The organism is Acinetobacter sp. YH12052 (assembly GCF_013419835.1).
GTDB classification, from domain to species: Bacteria; Pseudomonadota; Gammaproteobacteria; order Pseudomonadales; family Moraxellaceae; genus Acinetobacter; species Acinetobacter amyesii.
This window is the reverse complement of record NZ_VOZI01000009.1, coordinates 1-25,891: the sequence shown is the minus strand read 5'-3', so window position 1 is coordinate 25,891 and position 25,891 is coordinate 1. Positions and strand designations below refer to the sequence as shown.

Genomic DNA, 25,891 nt, shown 5'->3' with positions numbered 1-25,891 from the left:
GCGGTCAGAGAAGCATATGCAGAAATGGAGCGCCGTGAAAGAGCGGGGCGGGATGTTGCCGCTGATGCTGATGCTGGGTTTCTACCGTTTGGGTGGGCGCTGGCTGTGTCGGGTCATCTTGTACTTTGTGATTTTATGGTACTGGCTCTTTTCCAATACCGCGCGTCAGGCTTCTCTGTTGTACTTAAAAAAACTGCATCATTTTGCAGGTGCACAGTCACCGTTTCAGGCTGAGCCGCAGCTTTGGCATAGCTATACGCATTTGATGCAATTTGGCGAATGTATTTTAGATAAAATTGAGGGCTGGCTCGGGCATATTCCTGAGCAGAACTTAAAGCTGCATGGTCATGCGCATTTTCGTTCGCACTATCAAAAAGGTGCGGTGATTGTGGTGTCACACTTTGGCAATATTGAATTGCTTCGTGCCGTCAAAGCAGAGCATCCGCAGAGAATTAATGTGTTGGTCTATCAAAAACATGCCACCAAATTCAATGAGTTTTTAAAAAAGCTGAATGAACATGCCGATGTCAATTTGGTTTCGGTGGATGAGTTGGGAATTGAAACAGCACTGATTTTACAGGATAGGTTGGATCAAGGTGAATGGGTGATTGTGGCTGCAGACCGCGTACCTGTGCAGTCAGATCGGGTACAATCGGTTGCGTTTTTAGGTGAGCAGGCGCTGTGGCCACAAGGTGCATGGATTTTGGCCAGTTTGTTGAAAGCTCCTGTGCTGGCAGTGTTTTGCTATCGAGTTGATACACATTTTGAAGTGCATATTCACCCAGTGGCGGAGCAGTTAAATTGGCCACGTAAAGAGCGTTTACAGGCCATGCAGCAGACCACACGACAGTATGTGGAACTTTTGGAACAGCATTGCATACGCGCGCCCTTTCAATGGTTTAATTTTTATAATTTTTGGAATAAAGGATAAGTCTTGTGTTAATTGTTGGGGAAACTCCGCTCAGTATTGAAGATGTTGTGGCTGTAGCGCGTAAAGAAAAACAGGTGGCATTGCCTGCCTCTGCTGAATGGACAGCATTGATTCAACGTGGCGCAGATTTCCTCGATCAGCTGTTGCAAGACGAAGGCGTCATTTATGGCGTGACCACGGGCTATGGAGACTCGTGCTTGGTTGAAATTCCGGCCCATCAAGTGCATGAGCTACCACTACATTTGTCGCGTTTTCATGGCTGTGGCATGGGACAAAACTTAGACTTAATTACCGCACGTGCTGTCGTGGTGGTGCGTTTATGTTCATTGGCGCGCGGCTATTCGGGTGTTTCGCATGCCTTGTTACAGCGTTTGGTCTGGATGCTGAATGAAGATGTCATTCCGGTGATTCCCTCAGAAGGTTCGGTGGGTGCCAGTGGTGACTTGACGCCTTTGTCTTATATTGCTGGGGCCTTGGTCGGTGAGCGCGATGTGTACTATCAAGACCAGATCGTACCGATTGCACAAGTGTATGCCGAAAAAGGTTTGGAGCCTTTGGTGATGCGTCCTAAAGAAGGTTTAGCCCTGATGAATGGTACAGCGGTTATGACCGCGATTGCCTGTTTGAATTATAAAAAAGCCGAACAGATTTCTTTTGCCAGTACTTTGATTACCGCCCTGAATGTTTTGGCTTTAGAAGGGAATCCAAGCCATTTTGATGAAGTCTTGTTTGCGCAGAAACCACATCCGGGACAACAACATATTGCAGCTCAGTTACGTGACTGGTTAAACAGTGACGTGCAGACCGAACACCAAAGTTCGCGCCTGCAAGACCGTTATTCACTGCGCTGTGCACCGCATGTGATTGGGGTGTTTGAAGATTCTAAAGTCTGGCTGCGTCAGTTTATTGAAAATGAGCTGAATTCAAGTAACGACAACCCATTGATTGACCCAGTGAACCTGCGGGTACTGCATGGTGGACATTTCTATGGCGGACATATTGCCCAAGCCATGGACAGCCTGAAAATTATGATCGCGAATATTGCTGACTTGATGGATCGTCAGTTTGCGCAGTTGGTCGACTATAAAATGAACAATGGTTTGCCGCGCAATTTAACCGGTTCAAGCCCTGAGCGTTTGCCGTTGAATCATGGCTTTAAAGCGGTGCAAATTGGGGTTTCGGCATGGACAGCAGAAGCCTTGAAACAAACCCTCGCTGCGTCGATTTTCTCACGCTCAACCGAATGTCATAATCAAGACAAAGTCAGTATGGGTACCATTGCTGCGCGTGATGCCAGTCGAGTGATTACCCTGACTGAACAAGTGATTGCGGCACTCAGCTGTGCAGCGGTTCAGGCGGTCAAACTCAAAGGGGTAGATACAGAACTCAGCCCTGTTTTAACAGCATTTCAACACTGGGTGCTTCAGAGCTTCACCTATGTAGTGGAAGATCGTCCTTTGCAACAAGAGCTTCAGGCATTGGTTCATCGCTTTGAGGATTTAGAACTGTTAGACAGCATTGCTGTTCAATATTCATAGGAAATGAGCATGCATGCTGATGTAATCATTGAAGTGCCTTTTCATGATGTCGACACCATGAATGTGGTGTGGCACGGGCATTATTTAAAATATTTTGAAATTGCACGCTGCAAATTGCTGGATCAATTTCACTATAACTATAACCAAATGCGTGACTCGGGCTATGCATGGCCAGTGATTGAAAGTCATGTGCGTTATGTACAAGGCATTGAGTTTGAGCAAAAAATTCGTGTGCGCGCCGTTTTGAAAGAATGGGAAAATCGCTTAAAAATCGAATATCTGATTTTCGATGCAGTTTCAGGCAGAAAGCTGACCAAGGGTTATACCTCGCAAGTGGCGGTACATATTGAAAAACGTGAAATGTGCTTCCAGTCACCACAGGTGTTGCTGGACTGTTTAAATGCATGGCCTGAATTTAAAGCGGAGTAATGCAAGCATGATTCGATACAAATTTTTTAAGCCGATTTTGGTTGCGTGTACAGCCAGTATGATGACTGTGCTTGCTCCCGCAGTGAATGCACAAAATACTGAATTGAAACAGGTGTTTGCTCAGCTCGGTGCAACGCCTGTGGTGCGTGCCCAATTTGAGCAGCAGAAAAAACTGGCCGCTCTGAATAAAACCTATGTGTCCAAAGGCACGGTGCTGTTCAGCAAAAACCAAGGGGTGCTGTGGCAGATTCAAAGTCCAGTCAAAGCCGATTTGGTGGTGACACCGCGTAAGCTGGTACAAAAGACGCAGCGCACGTCCAGTCAAATTGAAGTCGATAAGACTCCTTATGGCTCTGTAGCGACGATGTTTTTGCAGTTGATGTCGGGCAATGAAGCGGCACTCGCTAAAAACTTTAACGTGGTGTCTGCCAATTACAGTCCGACGCAGTGGAATGTCAGCTTAACGCCGAAAAGCAGTCTATTTAAAAAGCTTTTTGTCCAAGTCGATGCGCAAGGTCAGCGTTATGTGGACCGTATTACGATTTTGGAACAAGCCAATAATCGCACCATCATTCGTTTTAGCCAGCAAACGGCTCAACCTCAAACTTTAACGGCTGCGGAAAATGCGCTTTTCCAATTGGCAAAATAAATTTAGCGCCCTGTGGTTGTTGCTGTTGTGTGTCATTGCTTTGGCACTGGGCGTGGCTTGGCTGAATAAAGGCATTAAGATTGAGACCAATATTTTTGCTTTGTTGCCTGAGGCCCATCAAGATGCTCATCTGGAACAAGCACAGCAATATGTCAGTCGGCAGTTAAATGACAAAGTTTTTGTGGTGTTGGATGCCAAAACAGATCAGCAATTAGAACAGGCAACGCAAGTACTCAAAACCCAAGCCGACCAAAGTCAGCTGTTTTTACCCGTTCGTCCGCAGCTTGATCCTGATCAATTTGCCCAAGCGCTGTATCAACATAAGGCGGGGTTGTTATCCAAGACAGATCAACAGATTGTGCAGAAGCAGGATGATGTCGCACTGACAGAGCAAGGCTTATTACAACTGATGAGTCCGGGCATGCCAATCACGGCTGAAATTCTCAAGCAAGATCCCTTGCTGCTGTTTCCCCGTTATGCAGTGGGTTTAAGTGCCTTACAAAATAATGCCGATATCAATTTAGAGCAGGGCTTTGCGACCATTCGTGATGAGCAGGGCATCTCGCGCCTGATGGTGCTTCAGCTCAATAGCAGTCCCTATAACATTGCCTACCAAGAGCAGACTGCTGCATTTATTCAGAATATCAATCGGCAGCTCAACCAGTTGCAGGTTAAACCGCACTGGACAGGCACGTTATTGTTTGCACAGTTTGGCACCAATTCTGCCAAAGAGGAAATCTCGACTATTGGCGTGGGTTCGACCATCGGAATATTACTACTGGTCTGGTTTGGCTTCCGTTCGATACGCCCGATGCTGACGGAAATGGTTGCAGTAGGTACCGGCAGTCTGGTGGCCTTTGCGGTGACGTATTGGGTTTTCGGTGAAATTCACCTGATGACACTGGTCTTTGGCGCCAGTCTGATAGGGGTTTGTGTCGATTTTTCATTTTACTTTATGGCCATGCAGTCTCAGCACCGACAGGTGGATGGATTTGCAGTTTTAAAACCATTATTGCCAAGCCTATTTGTGGGTTTGATGACTACATTGTTGGCTTATGTAGTGCTGAGTTTTACCCCATTTCCGGGTTTTAAGCAGATTGCGGTCTTTTCCATGGTTGGACTGAGCGCCGCATGGGTGACCAGTATTTTATTGTTGCCACGTTTGCCTGCGCTGAATGCGGAACCTGCGATACGTGCTTTGGGCTTTATTGGCAAAGCACGCAGTTATGTGCAGAGTCGAAATACGCTGCGTTATGGCATGATTGCACTGATTCTACTGGTGATGGGTAGTAGTCTCGCCTTGCTGAAAAGCAATGATGACATCCGTAATTTACAAAGTATGGATGCCACCTTAAAGCAGGAAGATCAATATATTCGTTCGCGTTTTATGCAACAGCAAAGCAGTGAATACTTTGTGGTACAGGGCAGAACCCCAGCAGAGTTGGAGCAGCGCGAACAGCAACTACTGGCAGAGCTTGCGCCCTTACAACAGGCTGGCAAGTTGGATGCTGTACAAGCTTTAGGGCAGTGGATTCCCTCGCTTGAGCAGCAGAAGCACAATATCGCGATGTTGCAGGCGATTCCCAAGCCAGCTTTAGTGAAATATGCGCAAGCGCTACAGCTCAACGCAGCGGATGTTTTAAACTGGCAAGCCCATTTAAAAGACCAACCGTTGTTGACCGAAGCAGTCATTAAAGATCATCCTCTGCATTTTCTGCAGATGAGTCCGACACAACGTTTGGTGATGCTGCAAAATGTGCATGATGTCAAAGCCGTACAGCAGCTTGAGAATGCTGATGTACAACTGTTACGTCCCGTTCATCAACTGTCTGAATTGTTTAAACAGCACCGTGAGCAGGCACAGTGGCTATTACTCAGCGCTTTGGTGATTTTAGCCATTGGCTTAGGGACACTATATGGCAAAAAATCCATTCTGCCTTTGGTGTTGCCTGTCAGCATGGCCTTAATGACCACGTTTGCGATTCAAGCATGGCTGGGTGTCGAGATTAATTTATTCAGCATTATGGGTACCTTCCTAATCATTGGGATTGGGGTGGACTATGCGATTTTCTACCGCCACGGACATGATCATCCGCAGGTGGTGGGGATGGCTTTATTCCTGTGCATGATGTCGACGTTTTTTAGTTTTGGTTTGCTGTCCTTTAGTCATACCTATGCCATTCACAGTTTTGGCTTAACAGTGTTGCTGGGCGTTATTTTTTCATTTATTTATGCCACACTTTTTACATCCTCCGATGCAAAACATGTGGTGGTTCAACAATATCAGCCAAAGAGCTGAGTCAAAGGGTACAGTGCAATGAGCACCATGCAACAGACAGATGTTTTAATTATTGGGGCGGGACCATCAGGCAGCTCGGCTGCAGCTTTGTTGCGCCAAAAAGGTTACCAAGTCACGGTCATTGAAAAGCAATATTTTCCGCGTTTTTCCATCGGCGAGTCTTTATTGCCGCAGTGTATGGTGTTTTTAGAAGAAGCGGGTTTATTGGAAACGGTGCGTGCACATGCCGACGAATATGCCTTTCAGTTTAAAAATGGCGCGGCTTTTTTAAGAGGCAGACAGCGTAGTTTTTATGACTTTACCCAAAAATTTAGTGAAGGCCCAGGCACTACATGGCAGGTCCGACGTGCCAACTTTGACCAGCTTTTGGCACAGCAAGCCGAAAAAATGGGCGCGGACATCCGTTTTGGCCATGAAGTCTTGGCCGTCGATGTCACATCCACACAGCCGATTTTGACGGTCAAAGATGAGCAAGGCAACAGCTACCAAATTCAAGGCAAGTTCCTGTTAGATGCCAGTGGTTTTGGCCGTATTTTGCCGAAGTTTCTCGACTTAGAAAGCCCGTCGGACTTTCCTGTGCGCCGTGCAGTCTTTACCCATATTGAAGATGGTTTGTTGGATGACCCTGAGTTTGACCGTGAGAAAATTTTAATTACTGTGCATGAAAAAGATCATCGTGCGTGGTATTGGCTGATTCCCTTTGCTGATGGGCGCTCTTCATTTGGCATCGTGGCGGAGCAAGATTTCTTTGAAAAATATGGTTATGACGGCAGTGCAGATTATGACCTTGAGGCCTTGCAGAAACGTATTTTAGCCGATGATGCCAGTTTGTCACATGTACTGCGTCACGCCAAACATGATACTTCTGTCCGTACTTTGGTGGGCTACTCTGCCGATGTGAAACATTTGGCTTCCAACAACTATGCACTACTGGGCAATGCCGGTGAGTTCCTTGATCCTGTCTTTTCTTCGGGAGTGACTATTGCTTTGAAATCGTCCAGTCTAGCCGTACCATTGGTCGAGCAAGTGCTGCAAGGTCAGGCAGTAGACTGGATGGAGCAATATGAAAAGCCACTACGTAAAGGCATTCAAGTATTTCGTGCCTATGTCGAGTCATGGTATTCGGGGGAGTTTCAGGATGTGGTGTTCTCCACTCATCAGGATGAAAAAATCCGCCGTATGATTGCTTCCTTACTGGCAGGTTATGCGTGGGATGCAAGCAACCCGATTCATCGTAATGCCAAGCAACGCTTGAGCACTTTGGCCGAATATTGCCGAGAAGAACAACCGCAAAAAGAGTCGTTGACTGATGAAACTTAAGCTGCGTTTGAAAACCGTCAGTTGGGTTTTAGCCAGTGCTCTGCTCTGTAGTGCCTGCCAAAGCTGGATTCCCAAGGCGCAGGGACTCGCGACCCCGCAGTGGGCTGCGCAAAATTATCAACGTCAAGATCAAATCGAAGTGCAGTGGAAAACCCAGAGTTTCAGCTTTTTACTGTATCAGCAACAACGGGGGCAGTCGCTTGATATGTTAGCGCTCAGCCTCACAGGGCAACAGTTGTTTAAACTCAGTTTTGATGGTCAAAAGGTCGAAGTTGAACAGCGGATTGATCCAATGAAACGGTTGCCTTTTGATTATGTGGTGCGTGATATTCTGTATGCCACTTATCCAAATTTTGCTGCCTTACATACTGCTCAAAATGCTGTCGTGCAGAAAGACGATACCATTTATATACAGCAGCAACCCGTGTTGAAAATTCAGCAAAATGAAGGAGCAATTGAACTGGATAATCTGCAAGTGCCTTATCAAATGGTGATCAGCACGGTGAGCAATACTTTAGAAGATGATCAAGGTGACCATCATGACTAAAAATCTACAGCATGTTTCAGCCATGGGTATTCAGTTCAGTGTGGCGCTGTCGGCTTTGGGGCAAAATGCCACTGAGCTTCAGCATGCCTTAACAAGCACAGAAAATACTTTGTCACAACGAGAGGATTTGATCGCGGGGCGTTCGGTCTGGGTCGGTGCATCGGATCAAGCCTTGGTTCAAGCAGTGCCTGAAAGCTTGAGCAGTGCAGATTCACGGAATCTACGCTTTGCCCTGACGGCTTTGGCGCACATTGAAACTGAAATTCATGCTTATACAGCACAGTTTGCTAAACAACGTCTTGCTGTGATTATCGGCACGTCAACCTCAGGCATCGCAGATAATGAGCCTGTCTTAAAAGTCCAGTTTCAACAGTCTGTACCGCAGTCTGTACAGCACCAAAAGCAAGAAATGGGCAGTTTAGCGAAAGCCTTACAACAGTATTTGGGCTGGGAAGGGCCTGCCTATACCATTTCTACCGCTTGCTCCTCGGCAGCTAAAGCGCTGGCGGCGGGGCAACGTCTGCTGAATGCAGATCTGGCCGATGCTGTCTTAGTCGGTGGAGTCGATACCTTGTGCAAGCTGACTTTAAATGGTTTTGATAGTTTAGAAAGCTTATCGAGCGGAATTTGTCAGCCCTGTGGTGCCAACCGTGACGGCATCAATATTGGCGAAGCTGCAGGACTATTTTTACTGTCCAAAGCACCTGCAGCTGTGATGTTGCTGTCGAGTGGTGAGTCAATGGATGCATGGCATATTTCAGCACCGCATCCAGAAGGACGAGGGGCTGCGGAGGCGATGCAAAAAGCTTTAGATATGGCACAGCTTGAAGCAGGCGATATTGGGTATTTAAATTTGCATGGGACTTCTACACCGCAAAATGATGTGATGGAGATTAAGGCGGTGCAGACTGTTTTTGCAGATTATCCAGTTGCACTTAGTAGCACCAAACATAAAACGGGACATTGTCTGGGGGCGGCGGGTGCAATCGAAGCCTTTATTTGCCAGCAGGTTTTATTAGATCAATCTTGGTTGCCGCTGCATCATGCAGGTGAATTGGACGATGCTTTGGCTGGGCAAAATTATGTGTTTACACCGCATTTAGCTGCACCGATTCGCTATGCGATGAGTAATTCTTTTGCTTTTGGTGGGAGCAACATCAGTTTAATTTTCGGGACGGTTTTGTCATGATGGACGCAGTACAGTTTATTCCACATGCGAAACCGATGGTTTTCGTGAGTCATTTGATTGAAGCCAATGATACATTTGCGATTGCAGAACTTCATATCACAGCTGATTTGATGTTTTGTGAGCCAAATGGCTTGCCCACATGGAGCAGTATTGAGCTGATGGCGCAGACCATTAGTGCCTATGCAGGCTATAAAGGGCAAACCAAGGGTTGGCCACCGAAAATTGGCTTTTTATTGGGAACGCGTAAAATGCAGTTGCCTTGTGCCTATTTTAGTTTGGGCACAACCGTGCGGATTCGAGTAGAACAAAGTTATCTGCACGAGGGTTTGGGGCAGTTTCATTGTGAAATTGAATATCAAGAACATCGGTTCAGCGCCATGTTGAGCGTATTTGAGCCTGAAAATATGAATGAAATCATCGGAAAATTAGTGTGAACAGAAGAATTTTAGTCACGGGTTCGAGTCGTGGGATAGGTAAAGCGATTGCTTTGGAGTTGGCAAAGGCAGGCTTTGATGTCACGGTCCATGCCCGTTCAAGACAGTCTGAGGCCGAAGCGGTGGCTCAGGAAATTCAAGCGCTTGGACAGGCCAGTCATGTACTGATGTTCGATGTGAATGAGCGTGAAAAAATTGCCGCTATTTTAGAGCAAGATATAGCACAGCATGGTCCTTTTTACGGTGCAGTGCTGAATGCAGGATTAACCCGTGATGGTGCTTTCCCCGCACTGACTGATGAAGACTGGGATGACGTGGTCTCGACCTCTCTGAACGGTTTTTATAATGTGTTGAAACCATTGATGATGCCAATGATCCGCTTGAAAAAGGGTGGACGTATTGTGACATTATCTTCAGTGTCTGGAATTATGGGGAACCGTGGTCAGGTCAATTATAGTGCTGCCAAAGCAGGCTTAATTGGTGCGACCAAAGCATTGGCACTAGAGTTGGCAAAACGCAAAATTACGGTGAACTGTGTGGCTCCGGGCTTGATAGAAACCGAAATGGTCACAGAGGAAGTCAAAGAACATGCCTTGAAAATGATTCCGATGCAACGTATGGGGCAGGTGGAAGAAGTCGCTAAAGCGGTAAAGTTTTTATGTAGTGATGATGCCAGTTATATCACCCGCCAAGTGCTTTCAATTAATGGAGGCCTGATCTAATGAAACGTGTTGTTGTAACAGGCATGTCTGGGATTACTTCTTTGGGTGAAACCGCAGAGCAAATTTTTGAGCAGTTTACACTCGGTAAAAGTGGCATTCGCTATATGCCCGATTGGGAGATCTATCCTGATTTACGTAGTAAATTAGCTGGTCCAGTTGAGTCATTTACTGTACCGAAGCATTTTAACCGTAAAGTTACTCGTGGTATGGGGCGTGTTGCCTTAATGTCCACGGTATGTGCTGAAAAAGCATTGGAAGACGCAGGTTTACTCCATGCTGATATCTTAAGAAGTGGCGATGCAGGCGTGGCTTTTGGTTCTTCTGCGGGCAGTGTGGATGCTGTGCGTGAGTTTGGTACCATGTTGCTTGAGCATAATATGAGTCAACTCAATGCCACGACCTACATTCGTATGATGTCACATACCAGCGCGGTCAATATGACGGTGTATTTTGGGCTAAAAGGTTTAACGCTGCCGACCTCAAGTGCGTGTACTTCCGGTTCGATGGCCATTGGACAAGCTTATGAAGCGATTAAATACGGCAAGCAAACTGTGATGATTGCAGGTGGAGCAGAAGAGCTCAGCGCTGCGGGTTCAGCTGTGTTTGATGTACTGTTAGCGACCAGCGTTCAAAATGATCATCCAGAGAAAACTCCGCGTCCCTTTGATGCAAATCGGGATGGTTTGGTTGTTGGTGAAGGTGCAGGCTGTTTGATTTTAGAAGAATATGAACATGCTCAAGCACGTGGAGCGACTATTTATGCTGAGATCATCGGTTATGGTAGCAATACTGATGGTCAGCATGTGACGCGACCTGATTCTGAGATGATGGGACGCTGTATGCAATTGGCACTGAAAGATGCACAGCTTACTGCTGCGGATATTGATTATGTTAATGCACATGGCACTTCGACTGATCAGGGTGATATTGCTGAATCACAAGCAACTGTGCGTATATTGGGTCAAAAGCCAATCAGTTCATTAAAAAGCTATTTTGGTCATACTTTAGGTGCATGTGGTGCAATTGAAGCATGGCTCAGCATTGAAATGATGCAACGTAATCAATTCGTGCCAACTTTAAACTTAGATAACATTGACCCTGCGTGTGCGGAATTAGATTATATTTGTGGTGATATTCGCCCGATGTCAGCAAAAATTATTATGACGAATAATTTTGCCTTTGGTGGCATTAATACATCATTAATTTTCAAAAATAATATAGACCATAACTGAAACAGAGGGTAAAAAATGGGGTTTAAAAAAACACTATATATCTTATCAGCAGTGAGTATGCTGGGATTAACAGCTTGTAGTACTGTAAAAATTTCTGATTATCCGCAGCGGCAATTAATGACAGCAAAATATGCGACTGCGGCTGATATTGTGAACAATATTCGACTTGGTGTTGGGCAAAATGCGCGCACTGGTTGGGTAGTTGAACAGGCAGATCAGACAAAGGTAGTTGCGGGTTTAACCCGTCGTAGCCATTATTTACAAGTAACCTATCTCATCTCAGGTAATCAAGTCAGTTCACAAATTACAGGTAGCCGTAATCTCGATCAACGTGGTAATAAAATTCATAAAAATGCGATGGCATGGAAGGCACGTTTAGATAATTCGGTATTTACACAACTTTCAAAAACGTTAAATTAAATAAGAGAGCAATTACTATGAATATTAAGCAATTTAGCTTCACAGCTATTCTGGGGCTAGCTGCATTTACATCAGCACATGCAGCTGACCAAATGCATGATTTCAATTTCCAAGAAGCTGTAAGCCGTGCTGTTGCTGATGGGGTTTTGGATGGTTCAGTAAAATTTTATTTGGCGGGAACCAAGTCGGGCGGTAAGGTGATTGAAAAAGGCTTAGTGACCAATAAAAAGACCAATGGTTTTGCCAAATCTGCGGAAAGTTCATGTGATCATGTACTTCGTTCGGCATTGATTCAATTTCAAAATACAGCCAAAGCCAAAGGCGCCAATGCGGTGACCAATCTGGTGAGTTTCTATAAGTCCAATGAAACACGTAGCACCACGACTTACCAATGTGCGAAAGGTACGGCATTAGCAGGGGTGGCATTAAAAGGTGACTTAGTAAAGTTCTAATATGGTCTGATAGCATGGTCTTTCTAGAAACAAGAGAAAGACCTTATCTGACTGGATTGGTCGCTGCGGTGTGGAACTGGAACCTTTGGCCAATGCTTTAAAAGAGGTGGTGCTGCAACAGCAGGTGCTGCATGCCGATCAAGCGCCGGTCACCATTGTTAGCGGCAGTGTAAAAATGACCCCCTAATGGCATTTAAAAACTGCCCCCCTTGGTTAATATAGCGGTCATTTTGGACTGCTCAACATGTTAACTTTGGAGCAAGCAGTGACAATCCAAATACTTCATCAGCAAGGTAAATCTATTAAAGCCATTAGTCGTGAACTGGGGGTATCCAGAAATACCGTACGTAAATATTTACGGCAAAACACCACACCTCAGTATCAGCGTATACAGCCTAGAATAAGTATCCTTGACCCATATAAACCCTATTTACTCCAACGTGTAAACGCAGCTCATCCTGAATGGATTCCTGCTGTTGTGCTCTACCAGGAAATTTTAGGGTTGGGATATCCAGGAAAGATCAGGATCTTGAGGGAATATCTTGCAACATTAAAACCAGTTGCTCAACCGGAACCGATCATTCGTTTTGAAACCCAACCTGGCCAACAAATGCAAGTGGATTTCACCACGATTCGACGTAACAACACGACTTTAAAAGCCTTTGTCGCAACATTAGGGTATTCCAGAGCGACTTTCGTGAAATTTTATGATCATGAACGTACCGATGCATGGATCGATGGTCTAGAAAATGCATTTCAGTTCTTTGCAGGAGTACCTCAAGAAATCCTGTTTGATAACGCTAAAACGATCATGATTGAACGGGATGCCTATCAGGAGGGGCAGCATAAATGGAATCCCAAACTGCTCGACTGCGCCAAGAAATACAGCTTTCGTCCTCGCGTATGTAAGCCCTACCGTGCACTGAACCGTACTGGGTTTGTCGGAGACTTTTTTATTTAAGTTAGGCCACCTGACCTAACGTGTTAACCTTATCATAGTACATTGCTTCAAACTCAAAAGGCGATACATAACCTAGTGCACTATGTACACGCTCTTTATTGAACCAATCTACCCAATTTAGTGTCGCAAGTTGTACATCTGCTAAACCTTGCCAATCTGCTTTTAGATATTCAATCACCTCTGTTTTGTATAAGCCATTCATCGTTTCAGCCAAAGCATTATCGTATGAATCACCCGTTGTACCGACTGATGCTCGTAAATTTGCTGCTTCAAAACGATTGGTATAGCGAATAGAAAGATATTGAACACTTCTATCGGAATGATGAATCACATTCTTTGGCATGCCTCGATCGTGCAATGCTTCTCATCACAGAGATCTAGAGTCCGATAATAGGTCGAAGCTGAGATCGGTAAAATCCTACAAATCGCCTCAACACCATATAACGCCTTATTGTTATGGATGAAATCCACCATTATTTGTGTGGGCGGTCGAGCTCCGCCTGGGCGAAAAAAGCGGCTGCTTTACGCAGAATTTCATTGGCACGCTTTAATTCTTTGATTTCACGTTCCATTTGCTTCATTTTTTCTTGATCAGAGATCTGTTGTACTTTGATAGGATTTTGCTCATCTAAATGCTTTTGATGCCAAGCACGAAGTGTTTCAGGAGTACAACCAATCTTAGGCGCAATAGCTGTGATCGCAGCCCAATTAGATGGATAGTCTTTTTCAGATTCAATCAATAATTGAACCGCTCTTTCTCTGATTTCAGGGGTATATTTTAATTTGGTCATCGGAACATTCTCTCAGAATACTGAGTCTCCGACAAACCCGGTACGGTTCAGTATATGGTGTCAGTAAGAGAGGCAAAGGTCCAAGGGGGGGGCTTGGCCAGATGATTCCCCAGATAATTTAACTTGGCATCATCATGGAGATACAAAAACAATGGAGCTAGTAGATGAAAAGGTTCACAATGTTTTTACCCACACTGGTGGTGCTTCTGAAGCAAGAAAAAAATAGTATTAGAGGTTATTATGTTTGAAATGATAAAAGACGGTCCTTTATTGGACAAAAATGAAATTCATCATTTAGAAAAAAAATTGAATGTCGAACTTCCTATTCAATATAAATCTTTTTTAGAAAAATTTAATGGTGGGAAACCGTTACAATCTGAAATAGATTTCACATTACCAGATGGCACAGAAAGTGGTGATAAAATAAAAAGATTTTATGAGGCCTCGATAGACACTTCTTATGGGTTACGTTCAAATCATGAGGATTTAAGTTGGCAATTACCTTTAGGCTATTTAACAATAGCAATTACTCCTGCAGGTAATTATTTTTTGATTGGACTTAGCCAAAATAATTATGGTCAAATTTTTTACAAAGATCATGAATTGGAAGATGAACCTGAAAAAGACGATGGATTACCATACAACATGGTTAAAGTCGCTAATTCATTTAATGAATTTTTAGATAAACTTTATGATCCTGATGAATAACTTAAAATGAGCATGATAAAGGTTTACAACTTTTTGACCTAAAGTCATATGGTTATAAAGGGTATTTCATTGTAATTTAAAATATCTTAAAACAAAAAGTTGAATATTTCTATACTGAACTCACCACAGAAAAACGCGAGCCAATCATTAAAGGTTTACCACTGAATGCCTTTGGACAACTGGAAAAGATTAAACACGCAGATGGTGCAGTTGAACATTTTGTTCATGATGCTGAAGGACGTTTATTAGTCCATATCGATCCGAAACAACATCAGACACGCTATGAATACGATGAAGCAGGTTTAATCCTGTCACGTACCGATGCATTGAACCATAAATTGAAATACCAGTGGGATAAGCTCAATTGCTTAAAACGCTTGACCAATGAAAATGGTGCAAGTTACGAATTCTTCTATGATGTGGCGAGTCGCTTAATCAAAGAAATTGACTTCGATGGCAAAGAAACCATTTACAAATATGATGAAACTGATGGCAATCTCGCTAGCAGTATCGAAGTGGCTTCAGCACATGGACAAGAGCTTCGAGATCGTGCAGCACCGAAAGATCGCATACAAAATTTCTATTCGACAGTATGGGACGTTTGGAACAACGTACCGCAGGCTATGGCTATGTTGAACAAGACTTAGAACAAAAACTGGTTGAGGAATTTGCTTACGACAGCAATGGCAATATTATTCAAGCTAAAAACAGCGATAGCAATCTACAGTGGTATTACGATGCTGCGGGAAATGTGATTCGTGAACATCATCAAGATTATAAAACCAATAAAACAGCAGTGTGGAAACACAGCTACGATGAAATCAATGATCGAATCAAAACCATTCGACCTGATGGACAGAATATAGATTGCCTGACTTATGGTACGGGGCATGTACATAGTTTGATAGTCAATGGTCAAGACATTGTTAGCTTTGAGCGAGATGACCTACATCGTGAAAAAGTTCGCCACTATGCCAATGGCATCAGCCCAGAACAACAGTTTGACCTTGTAGGACGCTTACACAGCCAAATCATGCTCAATGAACATGACAATGGCTACCAAAGCCAGTACAAAGAAAAAAATAACCAACAGAACAATGCGCTGCAACAGACCAGTCAATTGATTCAACGACTGTATCAATACGATAAAACAGGTGAATTGACTGCGATCAAGGATACACGACGTGGTAACATTGCCTACAAATACGATCCTGTAGGACGTTTACTTGAAGCAAGCAGTAAACTCGGTAAAGAGACCTTTAACTTTGACCCTGCTAGTAACATCATAGATCGTTACAATGATGATAAAGCGCAAAATCATGACCAAAGCCACCAACAACAAGCAGAAGAAAAAGGCTTTGGCTACAACCGTCTAGTCAATAACGTGGTGAAAGAATATCTCGACCAACAATACCAATATGATGCATACGGGCAACTCATTCGACAAAAATCTACGCAAGGTGATTTAAACCTTGAGTGGGATGTGTATGGGCGAATGATCAAAAGCCGAAACAGCCAATATACTGCAGAGTATCGTTATGATGCATTAGGTCGCCGTATTCAAAAACGTAGTAAGCACCATCATACGGGGGATGAACATAACATCATCTACGGATGGGATGGTGACACACTGGCTTATGAGTCAACGGAACACGCCACCAAACATTACATTTACGAAAAAGACAGTTTTGTACCTATGCTACAAGCGGTCTATCAAAGCCCAATAGAGTTACACCAAACGCCTGATTGGTCAGACAAGCCGTATAACGTGCATCGTGATCCATTGTGGAGAACTACGAAGCAAAGTAAAGGCTTTGATGATGTATGGTTCTACCATTGTGACCATTTAGGTACACCACAAGAAATGACTGACCATACAGGTTCGATCATTTGGAAAGCTGAGTATAAGGCTTGGGGTGAATGTAAGGCTGAAAAGGCTAAATCGAATTTCTTTGAAAATTCAGAAATTATTTCAAACAACATTCGTTTTCAAGGTCAGTATTTCGACCAAGAAACAGGATTGCATTACAACCGTTATCGGTATTATTCGCCTTATGTGGGAAGGTTTGTAAGTAAAGATCCGATTGGATTGTCTGGTGGGATGAATATTTATGCATATTCAATAAATCCAATTACTTGGGTTGATGCACTTGGATTAGCACCTAAAAAGCCAAAACCACAGCAGAGTTCGGAACCTACTGGTGTTGTCTGCAGTTTGACGAATACTTTAAAATCTTCTGCACAAGGCTTAACTTTAATAAAGCCAGGTACAAAACAATGGATGCAAGCGGTTCAATCTATGAAAAATGGTGGTAATACAAATTTCTTAGTGAGTGATATTGATGATGCAAAAAAACTACTTTCTGATGCCCGTGGAAACATGAACAAGATGCCTAGATATACTGAAGTTGGATATACTAAAGGGTATGAAGTTCACCCTTCAGAAGCGACGACTAATAACGCACCGCATAACAATTTAGATCATTTAAAATGGAAAGATTTTAGTAAAAAAGCTAAGAGTGCAAACAATTGTGGAAAGGGGCATATTTTCTTTGATAGTAAAGGTGCAGTACCTCCATTAAGAAAAGGTGAATAAAATGAATAAAGAAGAATTATATAATCTATCTAAAGAGCGATTGTATATAATCTATCAAGATTTAAAATCATCTAATGTTGATAAAGATATTTTACATTCTATTCAATTTTTTGACGTTATACCTAGCGAATCAATTTGGGAGAATTATATTTCTAAAAATGAAAATAAAGTAATTCATTTTAATAATGACTTGAAAATAAGTGAAAAGTATAGAAACTATACTGATATTGAAAAAGCATTGGATGATTTAAAGTGGTTTACTGATAATAATAAACTGTTTTTTTTATTTTATAATAAGAAAAATACTATTTTATTTGATTTTAATTTTTTTGATTTAATTATTAAAAAATCAAATTTTTTAGATAATGAGGATTATTTATTATATTGTTTTGATACGAAAAAAATTATTACAGGAGGATGGCAAGGTTTTGCAATTTGGGAAAGACCCATTAATTAATTATAATACTTTTACTTCGGTTTACTGATTGGTCAGAAAACCATATAGCGTACATCGTGCCCCATTATGGAAAACTGCGAAACAAAGCAAAGGCTTCGATGATGTATGGTTCTATCATTGTGATCACTTAGGCACACCACAAGAAATGAGTGACCATACAGGTGCAATCATTTGGAAAGCTGAATATAAGGCGTGGGGGGAGTGTAAGACTGAGAAGGCTAAATCAAATTTCTTTGAAAATTCAGAAATCATTAGTAATAACATTCGTTTCCAAGGTCAGTATTTCGATTTAGAAACAGGACTTCACTACAACCGTTATCGCTATTACTCGCCTTATGTGGGGAGATATGTAAGTAAAGATCCGATTGGGTTGTTAGGTGGGTTTAATACTTTTGTTTATGTATCAGATCCTAATGGATGGGTTGATCCTTACGGTCTTTATGGTACGAGAGGAAAACAAAATCGCATGCCAGGCGATAAGCACATGCCAACAAAACAAGGATATCAGCGCCAACATATTATCCCTTATTCTTTGAAAGACCATGAAATTTTTGCTAAATCAGGAATGAATATTAATGGATCGTCTAACCTTATGTACATGCCTGTATGTGAAGGAATTGATAAAAATGAAAAGCTTGGTTTACATCGAGGTTGGACTTCAGAGCATGCAGAATATAATAGAAAAGTTGAAAGAAAACTGGATGCAATACAAGCAAGATCCCGTGGGCAAAATTGGGATTATAGAAAATATCAAAGTGAAGTGTTAAATTTACAAAGAGAATTGAGAGCAGGGACGAAAAATGGTATTTATACTTGCGCATTACCTTTGAAAAAGAAATAGGACTAAAATTATGAATTTTTACACAATTTATCCATCCGAACATGTAGATCGAGATTTTTCTTTTTACTTAAAAGGAAATCAAGACAAAGTTGTTGACTATTTTAAGTTTAATGATAGTAGCACAGGATTTCTAAAGAATCCTAGAATCAATATGACATATGATAATGACTTTGAAGGTAATTTAGATGAAATACTAAATACTGACTTTTATTATTCTGCTTCAGGTATTTTATTATTTTCGAAAAATTTTTATGAAAAGTTGAAAGATGAATTAGCTTCAGAATGTGATTTCTTTAGATGTTTAGTTAATAATACTGAGTCAGATATTTATGCGTTATATATCAAAAATACTGTGAATATATTAGATGATGATGAAAAAATAATAGAAACTAAGAACATAGATTCAACTTTTATCTTAAAAGATAAATCTAAACCATACATTTATATGGTTACTGAAAAATTTGTAAAATTAGTAGAAGAAAATAAGTTAGAAATGCAGTTTTTAGATTTTAAATGATAATTTCATTCAAGCCGCTGGTTGATCAGATAAACCCGATAGTGTACATCGTGATCCATTGTGGAAAACCACAAAACAAAGCAAAGGTTTTGATGATGTCTGGTTCTATCACTTTGACCACTTAGGTACACCGCAAGAAATGACTGACCATACAGGTTCGGTCATTTGGAAAGCTGAGTATAAAGCTTGGGGTGAATGTAAGGCTGAAAAGGCTAAATCGAATTTCTTTGAAAACTCTGAGATCATCAGCAATAACATTCGTTTCCAAGGTCAATATTTTGATCAAGAAACGGGTTTGCATTACAACCGTCATCGTTATTATTCGCCTTATGTTGGACGATTTATATCCAAAGACCCTATAAGTTTAGATGGAGGCTATAATTTATACGTATATGCACCTAATAGTGTAGAGTGGATAGATCCTTTAGGCTTAAGGAGTAGAACTAAAACCTTACCTGTTAATGCAAAAAATAAGAATTCAAAAAAATTAATAAATTGTATTGGAGCATCTGGGAAAAAGGTAAGTGCAGATGATGCTAGAAAAGATGACTATTTGTATAATAATAAAAATGATGCGATGAATGCTGGAGCCAAAATGTTAGGACCTGGTGCGGTTAGAACCTATAATGAAAAAGGTCAGTGGAATGGTTGGAAGAATTCCAAAGGTGAGTCGGTATATTGGAATCATGGTGATTGGGGTAAAGGTGTTGGTACTTCTACATTCCCGCATTTGAACTATGATGTCGGAGGGAAGAAGGGGCACTTATTTATGAAAGATAAAATTGAAAATGCAGGTATGGTAGATGATTTTCATGGTAAATATAAAAAGGCTCAAGGTTGCCCATGAATATATTTGAAATTATTGAAAATAGTGACGATTCAAAATTATTGAGTTTGAGTTGTGATGAAAATGAAGTAAGTTTAATCATTGCTCATGATTATCTTGGAAAGACTATTCGACTAACTTTTCCTTTTGAAAATTTTTTTAATAGCTTTTCAAGCAAAAGTGACGGTATATGCTTTTTATCAATTGAAGATATAGATAATCAATTAGACATAAAAAATGGAATCTATATTCCAGCCACGGATTTTGGTGATTTTATATATGAAATGAAAGAAGGAAATTGTTGTGCTTATGGTCTAAGAGTAAGCAAATTTAAAAAAATTTTCAAAGTCGTGGGCAGTTTTAGAGTGGTTATACCGTGTGAAAATTTAGATAAGATAAATATAGAGTTACTTCATAATTAATATTCTTTGTCTGAATGGTTTTAACTATTATCTATTACAAAGTGATAATGAATAAAAATCAATGATGAAATGGTGCTGGATTAGGTGAAATTGTAAATATGGATGAGTTGTTTATGGATGAAACAACGATTATTACTTCAATTTTACTTAACCATTACAACATCAGGATAGAATAAATATGAATTATTTCGTTTTAAGTGCAACACAAAGTGAAGTTTGTCCAATTTCACTTATTGAAGATTCAATTTTATATATGAATAAAGAACAGGTTAGCTCAGATTTTGAGCATGGGTCTTTACCTTGGTATAACTATAAGACTAGTAACAATTGTGAGTTGCCTAAAGAAGGAGTTTTTGTTTTAAAAAATAAGAACACGAAAATATCTTTTCGAAATATTAATAAAAATATTTATATTGTTAGTGAATGTTTTAAACGGATATTACAAAATTATATAAGTACAGATTTTTTAAAAGTAGAAGTAGTGGATGAAAAATTAGAAATAATTGATGAAAATGAATACTTTATTTTTAGATTTAATAATCTGTTAAATTATATTGATGTAATTGATACAAATAAGTCTAATTATCAACTTAATGAAGATTACTTGATTTTAGAAAAAGCTTATTTATTAGATAGTTTGAAAGAAAATATTTTTAAAATTTATGATATGGATTCAGCACAAGATACTTTTTTTATAAGTGAAACTGTTAAAAATGAAATTGAAAAAGTTGAGTGTAATGGTATAAGAATAGACGATGTTTCAACAGCAAAGTGGCGAAATTCAGATGATTTTACTGTCATGTTTTTAGAAGAAAATGAAGTGAATGAATATGTGTGGCCGATCTAATGATATTGTAAACTGTAATTTTAGAAACAGATATGAATATTATTAACTTCCTTTAAAAATAATAGTACCATTGGAGGTTGTAAAAGGCTTTGTTGCATAAAGATTAGGAAGATAAAACTATCCCAAGTATTCCAAATTTAAGAGACAACTTGGGTATGAGGGCGACCTAATTTGTACTAGCTCAAACCCGATCTGACAGTTACCCATTTTTTAGTGTGCCTGTCAGGTTAAATCTGGGCTAAATTTTTCTCAGCCCAAATTCGTTTTCCATCAAGTAATGTTTCTAGCGGTGTGCGACCGCAGCACATTTTTCCCTGATGAGTTCGTTCAGTATTATAGAATTTCAGCCAAACGTCTAGATCAGCTTGTAATTCCTCTAATGTGCTATACAGCTTCTTCCTAAAGGTAATTTGATAAAATTCCTGCAAGATCGTCTTATGGAAACGCTCGCAGATCCCATTAGTTTGCGGGGAAGCAGTTTTTGTTTTGGTGTGGTCAATATCATTGATGGCTAAATACAGCTCATAATCATGTTGTTCCACTTTGCCACAATATTCAGTGCCTCTGTCTGTCAGAATACGCAGCATAGGTAGATCCTGTGATTGATAAAACGGGAGTACGCGATCATTTAATAAATCTGCTGCTGTAATCGGTGTTTTCGTTGTATAAAGCTTGCAATGCACAACTTTGCTGTAGGTATCGATGAACGTTTGTTGATAAATTCGACCAACACCTTTGAGATTGCCAACGTAAAATGTATCTTGCGCTCCAAGATACCCTGGATGGTGTGTTTCTATTTCACCACAAGCAACATCATCTTCATGTTTACGCTCAAGCGCAGCAATCTGATGATCATTTAACTCAATTCCATCTTTAGCCACCTTGGCTTCTAAGGCTTTCAGTCGCTTTTTAAAGTTTTCTAAATCGTGGCGAAGCCAAATAGATCGAACTCCACTACCTGAAATGAATACACCATTTTTACGTAATTCATTACTGGTAAGGTGTTGACCATAAGCGGGGAATTGGATTGCGAAATCAATCACAGCTTGTTCTGTAGTATCATCCACGCGGTTTTTTAGATTCGGTACTCGTCGGGATTTATTGATGAGTGAATCGACATCACCTGACTGAACTAACTCTTGATAGCGATAGAAAGTATCTCGAGAAACACCCATCACCTTACAAGCTTTAGACACATTCTGAAGTGCTTCAGCCAAATTGAGTAAACCTACTTTGTGTTTGATGATTTGATTGTTAGTATGTAACATAAGAAAGTTACCTTTGTTTGATTAAGATTTCGACACCTTTAAAAAAACGGGTAACTTTCTCTTTTTCAAGATCAATGTCTGATCAGATCTGAACTAATACAGGTTAAAATCACCGAATATGAGTAATAGCCCTCCTGGGTTAACATGGCATCATAATGATCAAAGTGGTTTACTCAATTTGGTTGATAGAGGAGACCATGCTAATAATCATGGTATATATCATCCAGATGGCACTGGTGGTCGTGATAAATGGGGTGGGGGAAAACCAGGAAGACAAGGTAAATTAGATCAAGCAACAGGTTGTCCATTATGAGTATGTTTAAAAATAAAGTTTATAAAATCGAAGATTTTATAAACTTGGTAAAAGAGAAAAAAGAAAGATTGCCTAATTATGACTTTGAATATTGTTATGCAGTATATGCTAAAAACGATAATGTAGAGATTCATGATGAGGTATTCATTGGAAATAGTATTGATTTCGATGAAAATGATAACGAAGTTTACCCTGAATTTGTTATTACAAATGGTTTTCATTACTTTTGTTCAGATCAGAATATTCAAGATGTAGTTGACTTGGCCATTAGGCAAGATGCTGATGTATCGAATGAGAAATTAATTGATGCACTGAATTATTATATTGATAATGATGATTTTAAGGATCAATAAACTAAAGAATATTTAAGTTAAGGATTAACTTGTTTTTAGTTATAAATTGGCTCTGTTGCACAAGCAGCGCCAATAAATTATTTTGTGTTTTTTTATTATCTAATCAAATGAATATACTCATGCTTCAGCAATTTTAGGCAGAATTATTGATTTTATGTCATTTAAATCTTATTCATTACAAAATTCTGCCCAATCAGCCATTAAGCCTTTTCGTTTTTCAAAATATGCTCCACGTAAGTCAGCAGCTTCTACCTCATCTGGTAGTTTATGTACGAGTGCATTCTCATAGATTTTACGTGGGTAATCGGTTTTATCAGCAGCAAAATTACTTGGAATTGGTCCCTTTTCTGCACGGTTGCGTGTTAGTGCAGCCATTACAATTCGATTGTTAAGTTCAATATTGTCCCAATTGATAAGAACTAAAACACTAATACCTGAAGGGTATCAGGTGCACTACATAATTCCAAAAAGCACAGATTCATTACGAGATGTTAATAAATTGTGTAAAAATTTTGATGTGCATAATGTAAATAAATTAATTGCTTTACCTAAAGATGCAAATGTTCCACTTAAAACTGGGGGAGGTTTTGGAAAAACTACACACTTTGGATATCATTCTGGATATAACGAAGCTGCTATTGGCGCTATGAAAGTTGCAGCAAGATTTAAACCAAATGTCGGTAGGTGTAAGAAATTAGCTGTGGTTCAGGGGGCATTAAAAAAACAATTGCAAGCAGGAGGGCAAACAATGTATGGCAATGCATACCCTAATGGTACTGGTGGTGTTGAAAAAGATTGGATGAATACGGTTAGCAACCACGTGAGAGGAAAATAAATGAAGACTTGGGATCAAGTAGTAGAAAGTGCAGCTGAATTTATATCTTTTTTGGAAAAAGGTAATTTTTATAATACTAAGTTTAGTACTGAAAAAGATTACAAGATTATTTTTGATGCTAATTTAGGAATAGATTATGCGACTAATGACAGTTTTGATGATTTTGATGAATGGGAAACTGTGACTGATACCCCCGATATTTTTCCAGAAAGCTTTGAATGGAACGATCAGATTAAATATAAACTAAAACAAAAAAATTATTTTGGATTTGAAAATCAAGAATTTAACGGAGCTAAAGAAAAATGGATAATGGGTGAAGCTTGTCTGATAGTAGAGTTGATGTATAGAGATATAGGTATAATATTTCAATGTTATGCAAATGACTATTTTCCTACAATCTGGAAAGAAATTTTAGAAATATATTTAAATAGTGGTTTTCCGTGTGGATGGGATGGTCATCTACCTGAAGGGAAAATTGTAGTTTTTTCTAATCAATAAAATTTAAAATCAGTACGCTATTTCAAATTATACAAAGCTCAATGATAGCTTCATTGAGCTTATTTTTATTTTAATAATTCATATAACGTACGCCAAAATTTGCTATCGAAAACCACAAAACAGAGCAAAGGCTTTGATGATGTATGGTTCTATCATTGTGATCACTTAGGCACAGCACAAGAAATGAGTGACCATACAGGTGCAATCATTTGGAAAGCTGAATATAAGGCTTGGGGTGAATGTAAGGCTGAAAAGGCTAAATCGAGTTTCTTTGAAAATTCTGAAATTATTTCAAACAACATTCGTTTTCAAGGTCAGTATTTCGATCAGGAAACAGGATTACATTACAACCGTTATCGGTATTATTCGCCTTATGTGGGGCGATTTGTAAGTCGTGATCCTATCAAATTGTTAGGTGGTTATAATATTTATCAATATGCCCATAATTCAATTAGATGGGTAGATCCATTAGGTTTAGCTCCTAAAAAGGAGTGTAGTACACCTAAAAGAGAACCAGAAATTATTAAACAAGCGGGTTCATTTGAAGCTGCTCGAAAAGAAGCTTTACAATTAATAGGACCCTTAGTTCCCGGTACAAGACAAGACCAAATTGGAAACTTAGGCGAAGGCAAAGGGAAGAAGGTAGGCTTTTTTGGTATAAGTGCTACAAAAAAAGAATATGTTCGATATAGATTGGATTATGATCCTATTAAAGGTCCTCATATCAATGTAGACGTAGGCAAAGGTGTCTGTGGAAAACGCTATGCTATAAAATTCCCAGGAAACGAAAAAACATTCATAACTCTTTTAAAAAGGAATACCTAATGTTGACACCATCATTTATTTCAAAAGAACTATTAGGCTCGGTTGAGCTAACAACCACAGATTTAGAAAAGGAAATTCTTAATTTAGGATTAAATATAAAAAGTCATGGGGTGATTGATAAAGAAACTTATAAGCTTAATCTTCTTGTTCAGAATGAAAGAGATTTCTTACTTAATAAAATACGTGAATTTCTTATTGATAAACCACTTTATGAAAAAGTGGAAATATTCTGGTCTAACTTAAATAAATATTCAATTATTTGCGAAATTGCATTTATTCTCGAAAATTTAGACAGTATTTTTGATGAGGATTGGGATTTTTGGATTGTGGATAAAAATAAAAAATGGATTATTGAAAGTTATCATGAAGAAGAATTGGCAATATTTCTTATAAATTAAAGTGTACTAGCTCAAATCTGAGATGCATTAGGTCGCCGTATTCAAAAACGTAGTAAGCACCATCATACAGGTGATGAACATAACATCATCTATGGATGGGATGGTGACACACTGGCTTATGAGTCAACGGAACAAGCCACTAAACACTATAGCTAAATACCAAATAAATCATTACAGTAATCTTTAAATAATTTATCAATATCTTTAACTCTAAACTTAGTTCGAATCGCCTTGACTCGTGACCACATATTTTCTATTGGATTTAAATCTGGA

At 40.0% G+C, this 25,891-nt stretch carries 24 protein-coding genes, 10 pseudogenes and 1 other annotated feature; of the genes and pseudogenes, 31 read left to right on the top strand and 3 right to left on the bottom strand.

What is annotated here, in order from left to right; translation table 11 throughout:
• The first annotated feature begins 16 nt into the window (after window positions 1–16).
• From FTU06_RS08230 to istA, 15 genes and pseudogenes are all read left to right on the top strand, one after another.
• Window positions 17–931, top strand: coding sequence for an acyltransferase (locus tag FTU06_RS08230; RefSeq protein WP_168369546.1), 915 nt, complete (start codon window positions 17–19; stop codon window positions 929–931).
• 5 nt (window positions 932–936) lie between these two features.
• A complete protein-coding gene (hutH, locus tag FTU06_RS08225) occupies window positions 937–2,469 on the top strand; it encodes a histidine ammonia-lyase (RefSeq protein ID WP_168369545.1) in 1,533 nt (510 codons plus the stop codon).
• 9 nt (window positions 2,470–2,478) lie between these two features.
• Window positions 2,479–2,898, top strand: a complete 420-nt coding sequence (locus tag FTU06_RS08220; RefSeq protein WP_005012597.1) for a thioesterase family protein — start codon at window positions 2,479–2,481, stop codon at window positions 2,896–2,898.
• 7 nt (window positions 2,899–2,905) lie between these two features.
• Window positions 2,906–3,547, top strand: a complete 642-nt coding sequence (locus tag FTU06_RS08215) for an outer membrane lipoprotein carrier protein LolA (protein WP_168369544.1) — start codon at window positions 2,906–2,908, stop codon at window positions 3,545–3,547.
• Window positions 3,522–5,846, top strand: coding sequence for an MMPL family transporter (locus FTU06_RS08210; protein ID WP_180003140.1), 2,325 nt, complete (start codon window positions 3,522–3,524; stop codon window positions 5,844–5,846). The genes FTU06_RS08215 and FTU06_RS08210 overlap by 26 nt, the downstream gene beginning before the upstream one ends.
• An 18-nt stretch (window positions 5,847–5,864) precedes the next feature.
• On the top strand, window positions 5,865–7,166 hold the full coding sequence (locus tag FTU06_RS08205) for an NAD(P)/FAD-dependent oxidoreductase (protein ID WP_168369542.1): 1,302 nt from the start codon (window positions 5,865–5,867) through the stop codon (window positions 7,164–7,166).
• Entirely contained in the window at window positions 7,156–7,713 is a 558-nt protein-coding gene (locus FTU06_RS08200) for a DUF3261 domain-containing protein (protein ID WP_168369541.1), read from the top strand. The genes FTU06_RS08205 and FTU06_RS08200 overlap by 11 nt, the downstream gene beginning before the upstream one ends.
• Window positions 7,706–8,902 (top strand): beta-ketoacyl-[acyl-carrier-protein] synthase family protein, encoded by a 1,197-nt coding sequence (locus tag FTU06_RS08195; protein WP_168369540.1) that lies wholly within the window; start codon window positions 7,706–7,708, stop codon window positions 8,900–8,902. Before FTU06_RS08200 ends, FTU06_RS08195 begins: the two co-directional genes overlap by 8 nt.
• A complete protein-coding gene (locus FTU06_RS08190) occupies window positions 8,899–9,336 on the top strand; it encodes a 3-hydroxylacyl-ACP dehydratase (RefSeq protein ID WP_180003139.1) in 438 nt (145 codons plus the stop codon). The genes FTU06_RS08195 and FTU06_RS08190 overlap by 4 nt, the downstream gene beginning before the upstream one ends.
• On the top strand, window positions 9,333–10,058 hold the full coding sequence (locus tag FTU06_RS08185) for a 3-ketoacyl-ACP reductase FabG2 (protein WP_005090831.1): 726 nt from the start codon (window positions 9,333–9,335) through the stop codon (window positions 10,056–10,058). Before FTU06_RS08190 ends, FTU06_RS08185 begins: the two co-directional genes overlap by 4 nt.
• A complete protein-coding gene (locus tag FTU06_RS08180; protein ID WP_127799697.1) occupies window positions 10,058–11,290 on the top strand; it encodes a beta-ketoacyl-ACP synthase in 1,233 nt (410 codons plus the stop codon). The genes FTU06_RS08185 and FTU06_RS08180 overlap by 1 nt, the downstream gene beginning before the upstream one ends.
• 57 nt (window positions 11,291–11,347) lie before the next feature.
• Window positions 11,348–11,710, top strand: a complete 363-nt coding sequence (locus tag FTU06_RS08175) for a hypothetical protein (RefSeq protein ID WP_227515218.1) — start codon at window positions 11,348–11,350, stop codon at window positions 11,708–11,710.
• Between the two features lie 17 nt (window positions 11,711–11,727).
• Window positions 11,728–12,162 (top strand): excinuclease, encoded by a 435-nt coding sequence (locus FTU06_RS08170; RefSeq protein WP_180096412.1) that lies wholly within the window; start codon window positions 11,728–11,730, stop codon window positions 12,160–12,162.
• A 34-nt stretch (window positions 12,163–12,196) separates the two neighbouring features.
• Window positions 12,197–12,322 (top strand): annotated as a pseudogene (locus tag FTU06_RS08165) (transposase); the annotation flags it as partial.
• 84 nt (window positions 12,323–12,406) lie between these two features.
• Window positions 12,407–13,084: pseudogene (gene istA, locus FTU06_RS08160) on the top strand (IS21-like element ISAba8 family transposase); the annotation flags it as partial.
• 40 nt (window positions 13,085–13,124) lie between these two features.
• Here istA and FTU06_RS08155 read toward each other — a convergent pair.
• Window positions 13,125–13,914 (bottom strand): annotated as a pseudogene (locus tag FTU06_RS08155) (integrase core domain-containing protein).
• Window positions 13,523–13,639 (bottom strand) — a sequence feature (AL1L pseudoknot). (Overlaps the previous pseudogene by 117 nt.)
• Window positions 13,915–14,029: 115 nt before the next feature.
• Here FTU06_RS08155 and FTU06_RS17110 point away from each other — a divergent pair.
• The 9 genes and pseudogenes from FTU06_RS17110 to FTU06_RS08110 all read left to right on the top strand — a co-directional run.
• Window positions 14,030–14,140 (top strand): annotated as a pseudogene (locus FTU06_RS17110) (HNH endonuclease); the annotation flags it as partial.
• 14 nt (window positions 14,141–14,154) lie between these two features.
• Window positions 14,155–14,622, top strand: a complete 468-nt coding sequence (locus FTU06_RS08145) for an SMI1/KNR4 family protein (protein ID WP_180145968.1) — start codon at window positions 14,155–14,157, stop codon at window positions 14,620–14,622.
• Window positions 14,623–14,702: 80 nt separating this feature from the next.
• A pseudogene (locus FTU06_RS08140) lies at window positions 14,703–17,218 on the top strand (RHS repeat-associated core domain-containing protein); the annotation flags it as partial.
• A gap of 1 nt (window position 17,219) precedes the next feature.
• On the top strand, window positions 17,220–17,675 hold the full coding sequence (locus FTU06_RS08135) for a hypothetical protein (protein ID WP_180092387.1): 456 nt from the start codon (window positions 17,220–17,222) through the stop codon (window positions 17,673–17,675).
• Window positions 17,676–17,712: 37 nt separating this feature from the next.
• Window positions 17,713–18,516 (top strand): annotated as a pseudogene (locus tag FTU06_RS16850) (RHS repeat-associated core domain-containing protein); the annotation flags it as partial.
• A gap of 10 nt (window positions 18,517–18,526) precedes the next feature.
• On the top strand, window positions 18,527–19,033 hold the full coding sequence (locus FTU06_RS08125) for a hypothetical protein (protein WP_180007377.1): 507 nt from the start codon (window positions 18,527–18,529) through the stop codon (window positions 19,031–19,033).
• A gap of 25 nt (window positions 19,034–19,058) precedes the next feature.
• Window positions 19,059–19,473, top strand: a pseudogene (locus FTU06_RS17105) (RHS repeat domain-containing protein); the annotation flags it as partial.
• Window positions 19,474–19,876: 403 nt separating this feature from the next.
• A complete protein-coding gene (locus FTU06_RS08115) occupies window positions 19,877–20,281 on the top strand; it encodes a hypothetical protein (RefSeq protein WP_180007373.1) in 405 nt (134 codons plus the stop codon).
• Window positions 20,282–20,459: 178 nt separating this feature from the next.
• A complete protein-coding gene (locus FTU06_RS08110) occupies window positions 20,460–21,128 on the top strand; it encodes an Imm43 family immunity protein (RefSeq protein WP_180007372.1) in 669 nt (222 codons plus the stop codon).
• 227 nt (window positions 21,129–21,355) lie between these two features.
• On the opposite strand, the gene FTU06_RS08105 is transcribed toward FTU06_RS08110, so the two are convergent.
• A complete protein-coding gene (locus FTU06_RS08105) occupies window positions 21,356–22,396 on the bottom strand; it encodes an IS481 family transposase (protein ID WP_180007371.1) in 1,041 nt (346 codons plus the stop codon).
• Between the two features lie 118 nt (window positions 22,397–22,514).
• Here FTU06_RS08105 and FTU06_RS17100 point away from each other — a divergent pair, with 118 nt between their 5' ends.
• Window positions 22,515–22,709, top strand: coding sequence for an HNH endonuclease (locus FTU06_RS17100; protein ID WP_180145965.1), 195 nt, complete (start codon window positions 22,515–22,517; stop codon window positions 22,707–22,709).
• Window positions 22,706–23,062 (top strand): hypothetical protein, encoded by a 357-nt coding sequence (locus FTU06_RS08095; RefSeq protein ID WP_180145962.1) that lies wholly within the window; start codon window positions 22,706–22,708, stop codon window positions 23,060–23,062. The genes FTU06_RS17100 and FTU06_RS08095 overlap by 4 nt, the downstream gene beginning before the upstream one ends.
• 168 nt (window positions 23,063–23,230) lie before the next feature.
• Here the strand turns inward: FTU06_RS08095 and FTU06_RS08090 are convergent.
• A pseudogene (locus FTU06_RS08090) lies at window positions 23,231–23,389 on the bottom strand (integrase); the annotation flags it as partial.
• Window positions 23,390–23,510: 121 nt separating this feature from the next.
• Between FTU06_RS08090 and FTU06_RS08085 the strand changes: the two are divergent.
• The 5 genes and pseudogenes from FTU06_RS08085 to FTU06_RS17095 all read left to right on the top strand — a co-directional run.
• Window positions 23,511–23,897 carry a hypothetical protein gene (locus FTU06_RS08085; protein WP_180145959.1) on the top strand — a complete coding sequence of 129 codons (387 nt, stop codon included), beginning with the start codon at window positions 23,511–23,513 and terminating at the stop codon, window positions 23,895–23,897.
• Window positions 23,898–24,395: a hypothetical protein gene (locus FTU06_RS08080; RefSeq protein WP_180064263.1), complete on the top strand. Its 498-nt coding sequence runs from the start codon at window positions 23,898–23,900 to the stop codon at window positions 24,393–24,395.
• A 102-nt stretch (window positions 24,396–24,497) separates the two neighbouring features.
• Window positions 24,498–25,220: pseudogene (locus FTU06_RS08075) on the top strand (RHS repeat-associated core domain-containing protein); the annotation flags it as partial.
• Window positions 25,220–25,618 carry a hypothetical protein gene (locus FTU06_RS08070; RefSeq protein ID WP_078193991.1) on the top strand — a complete coding sequence of 133 codons (399 nt, stop codon included), beginning with the start codon at window positions 25,220–25,222 and terminating at the stop codon, window positions 25,616–25,618. The pseudogene FTU06_RS08075 and the gene FTU06_RS08070, both read left to right, overlap by 1 nt.
• A 21-nt stretch (window positions 25,619–25,639) precedes the next feature.
• Window positions 25,640–25,768: pseudogene (locus FTU06_RS17095) on the top strand (RHS protein); the annotation flags it as partial.
• Window positions 25,769–25,891: the final 123 nt, after the last annotated feature.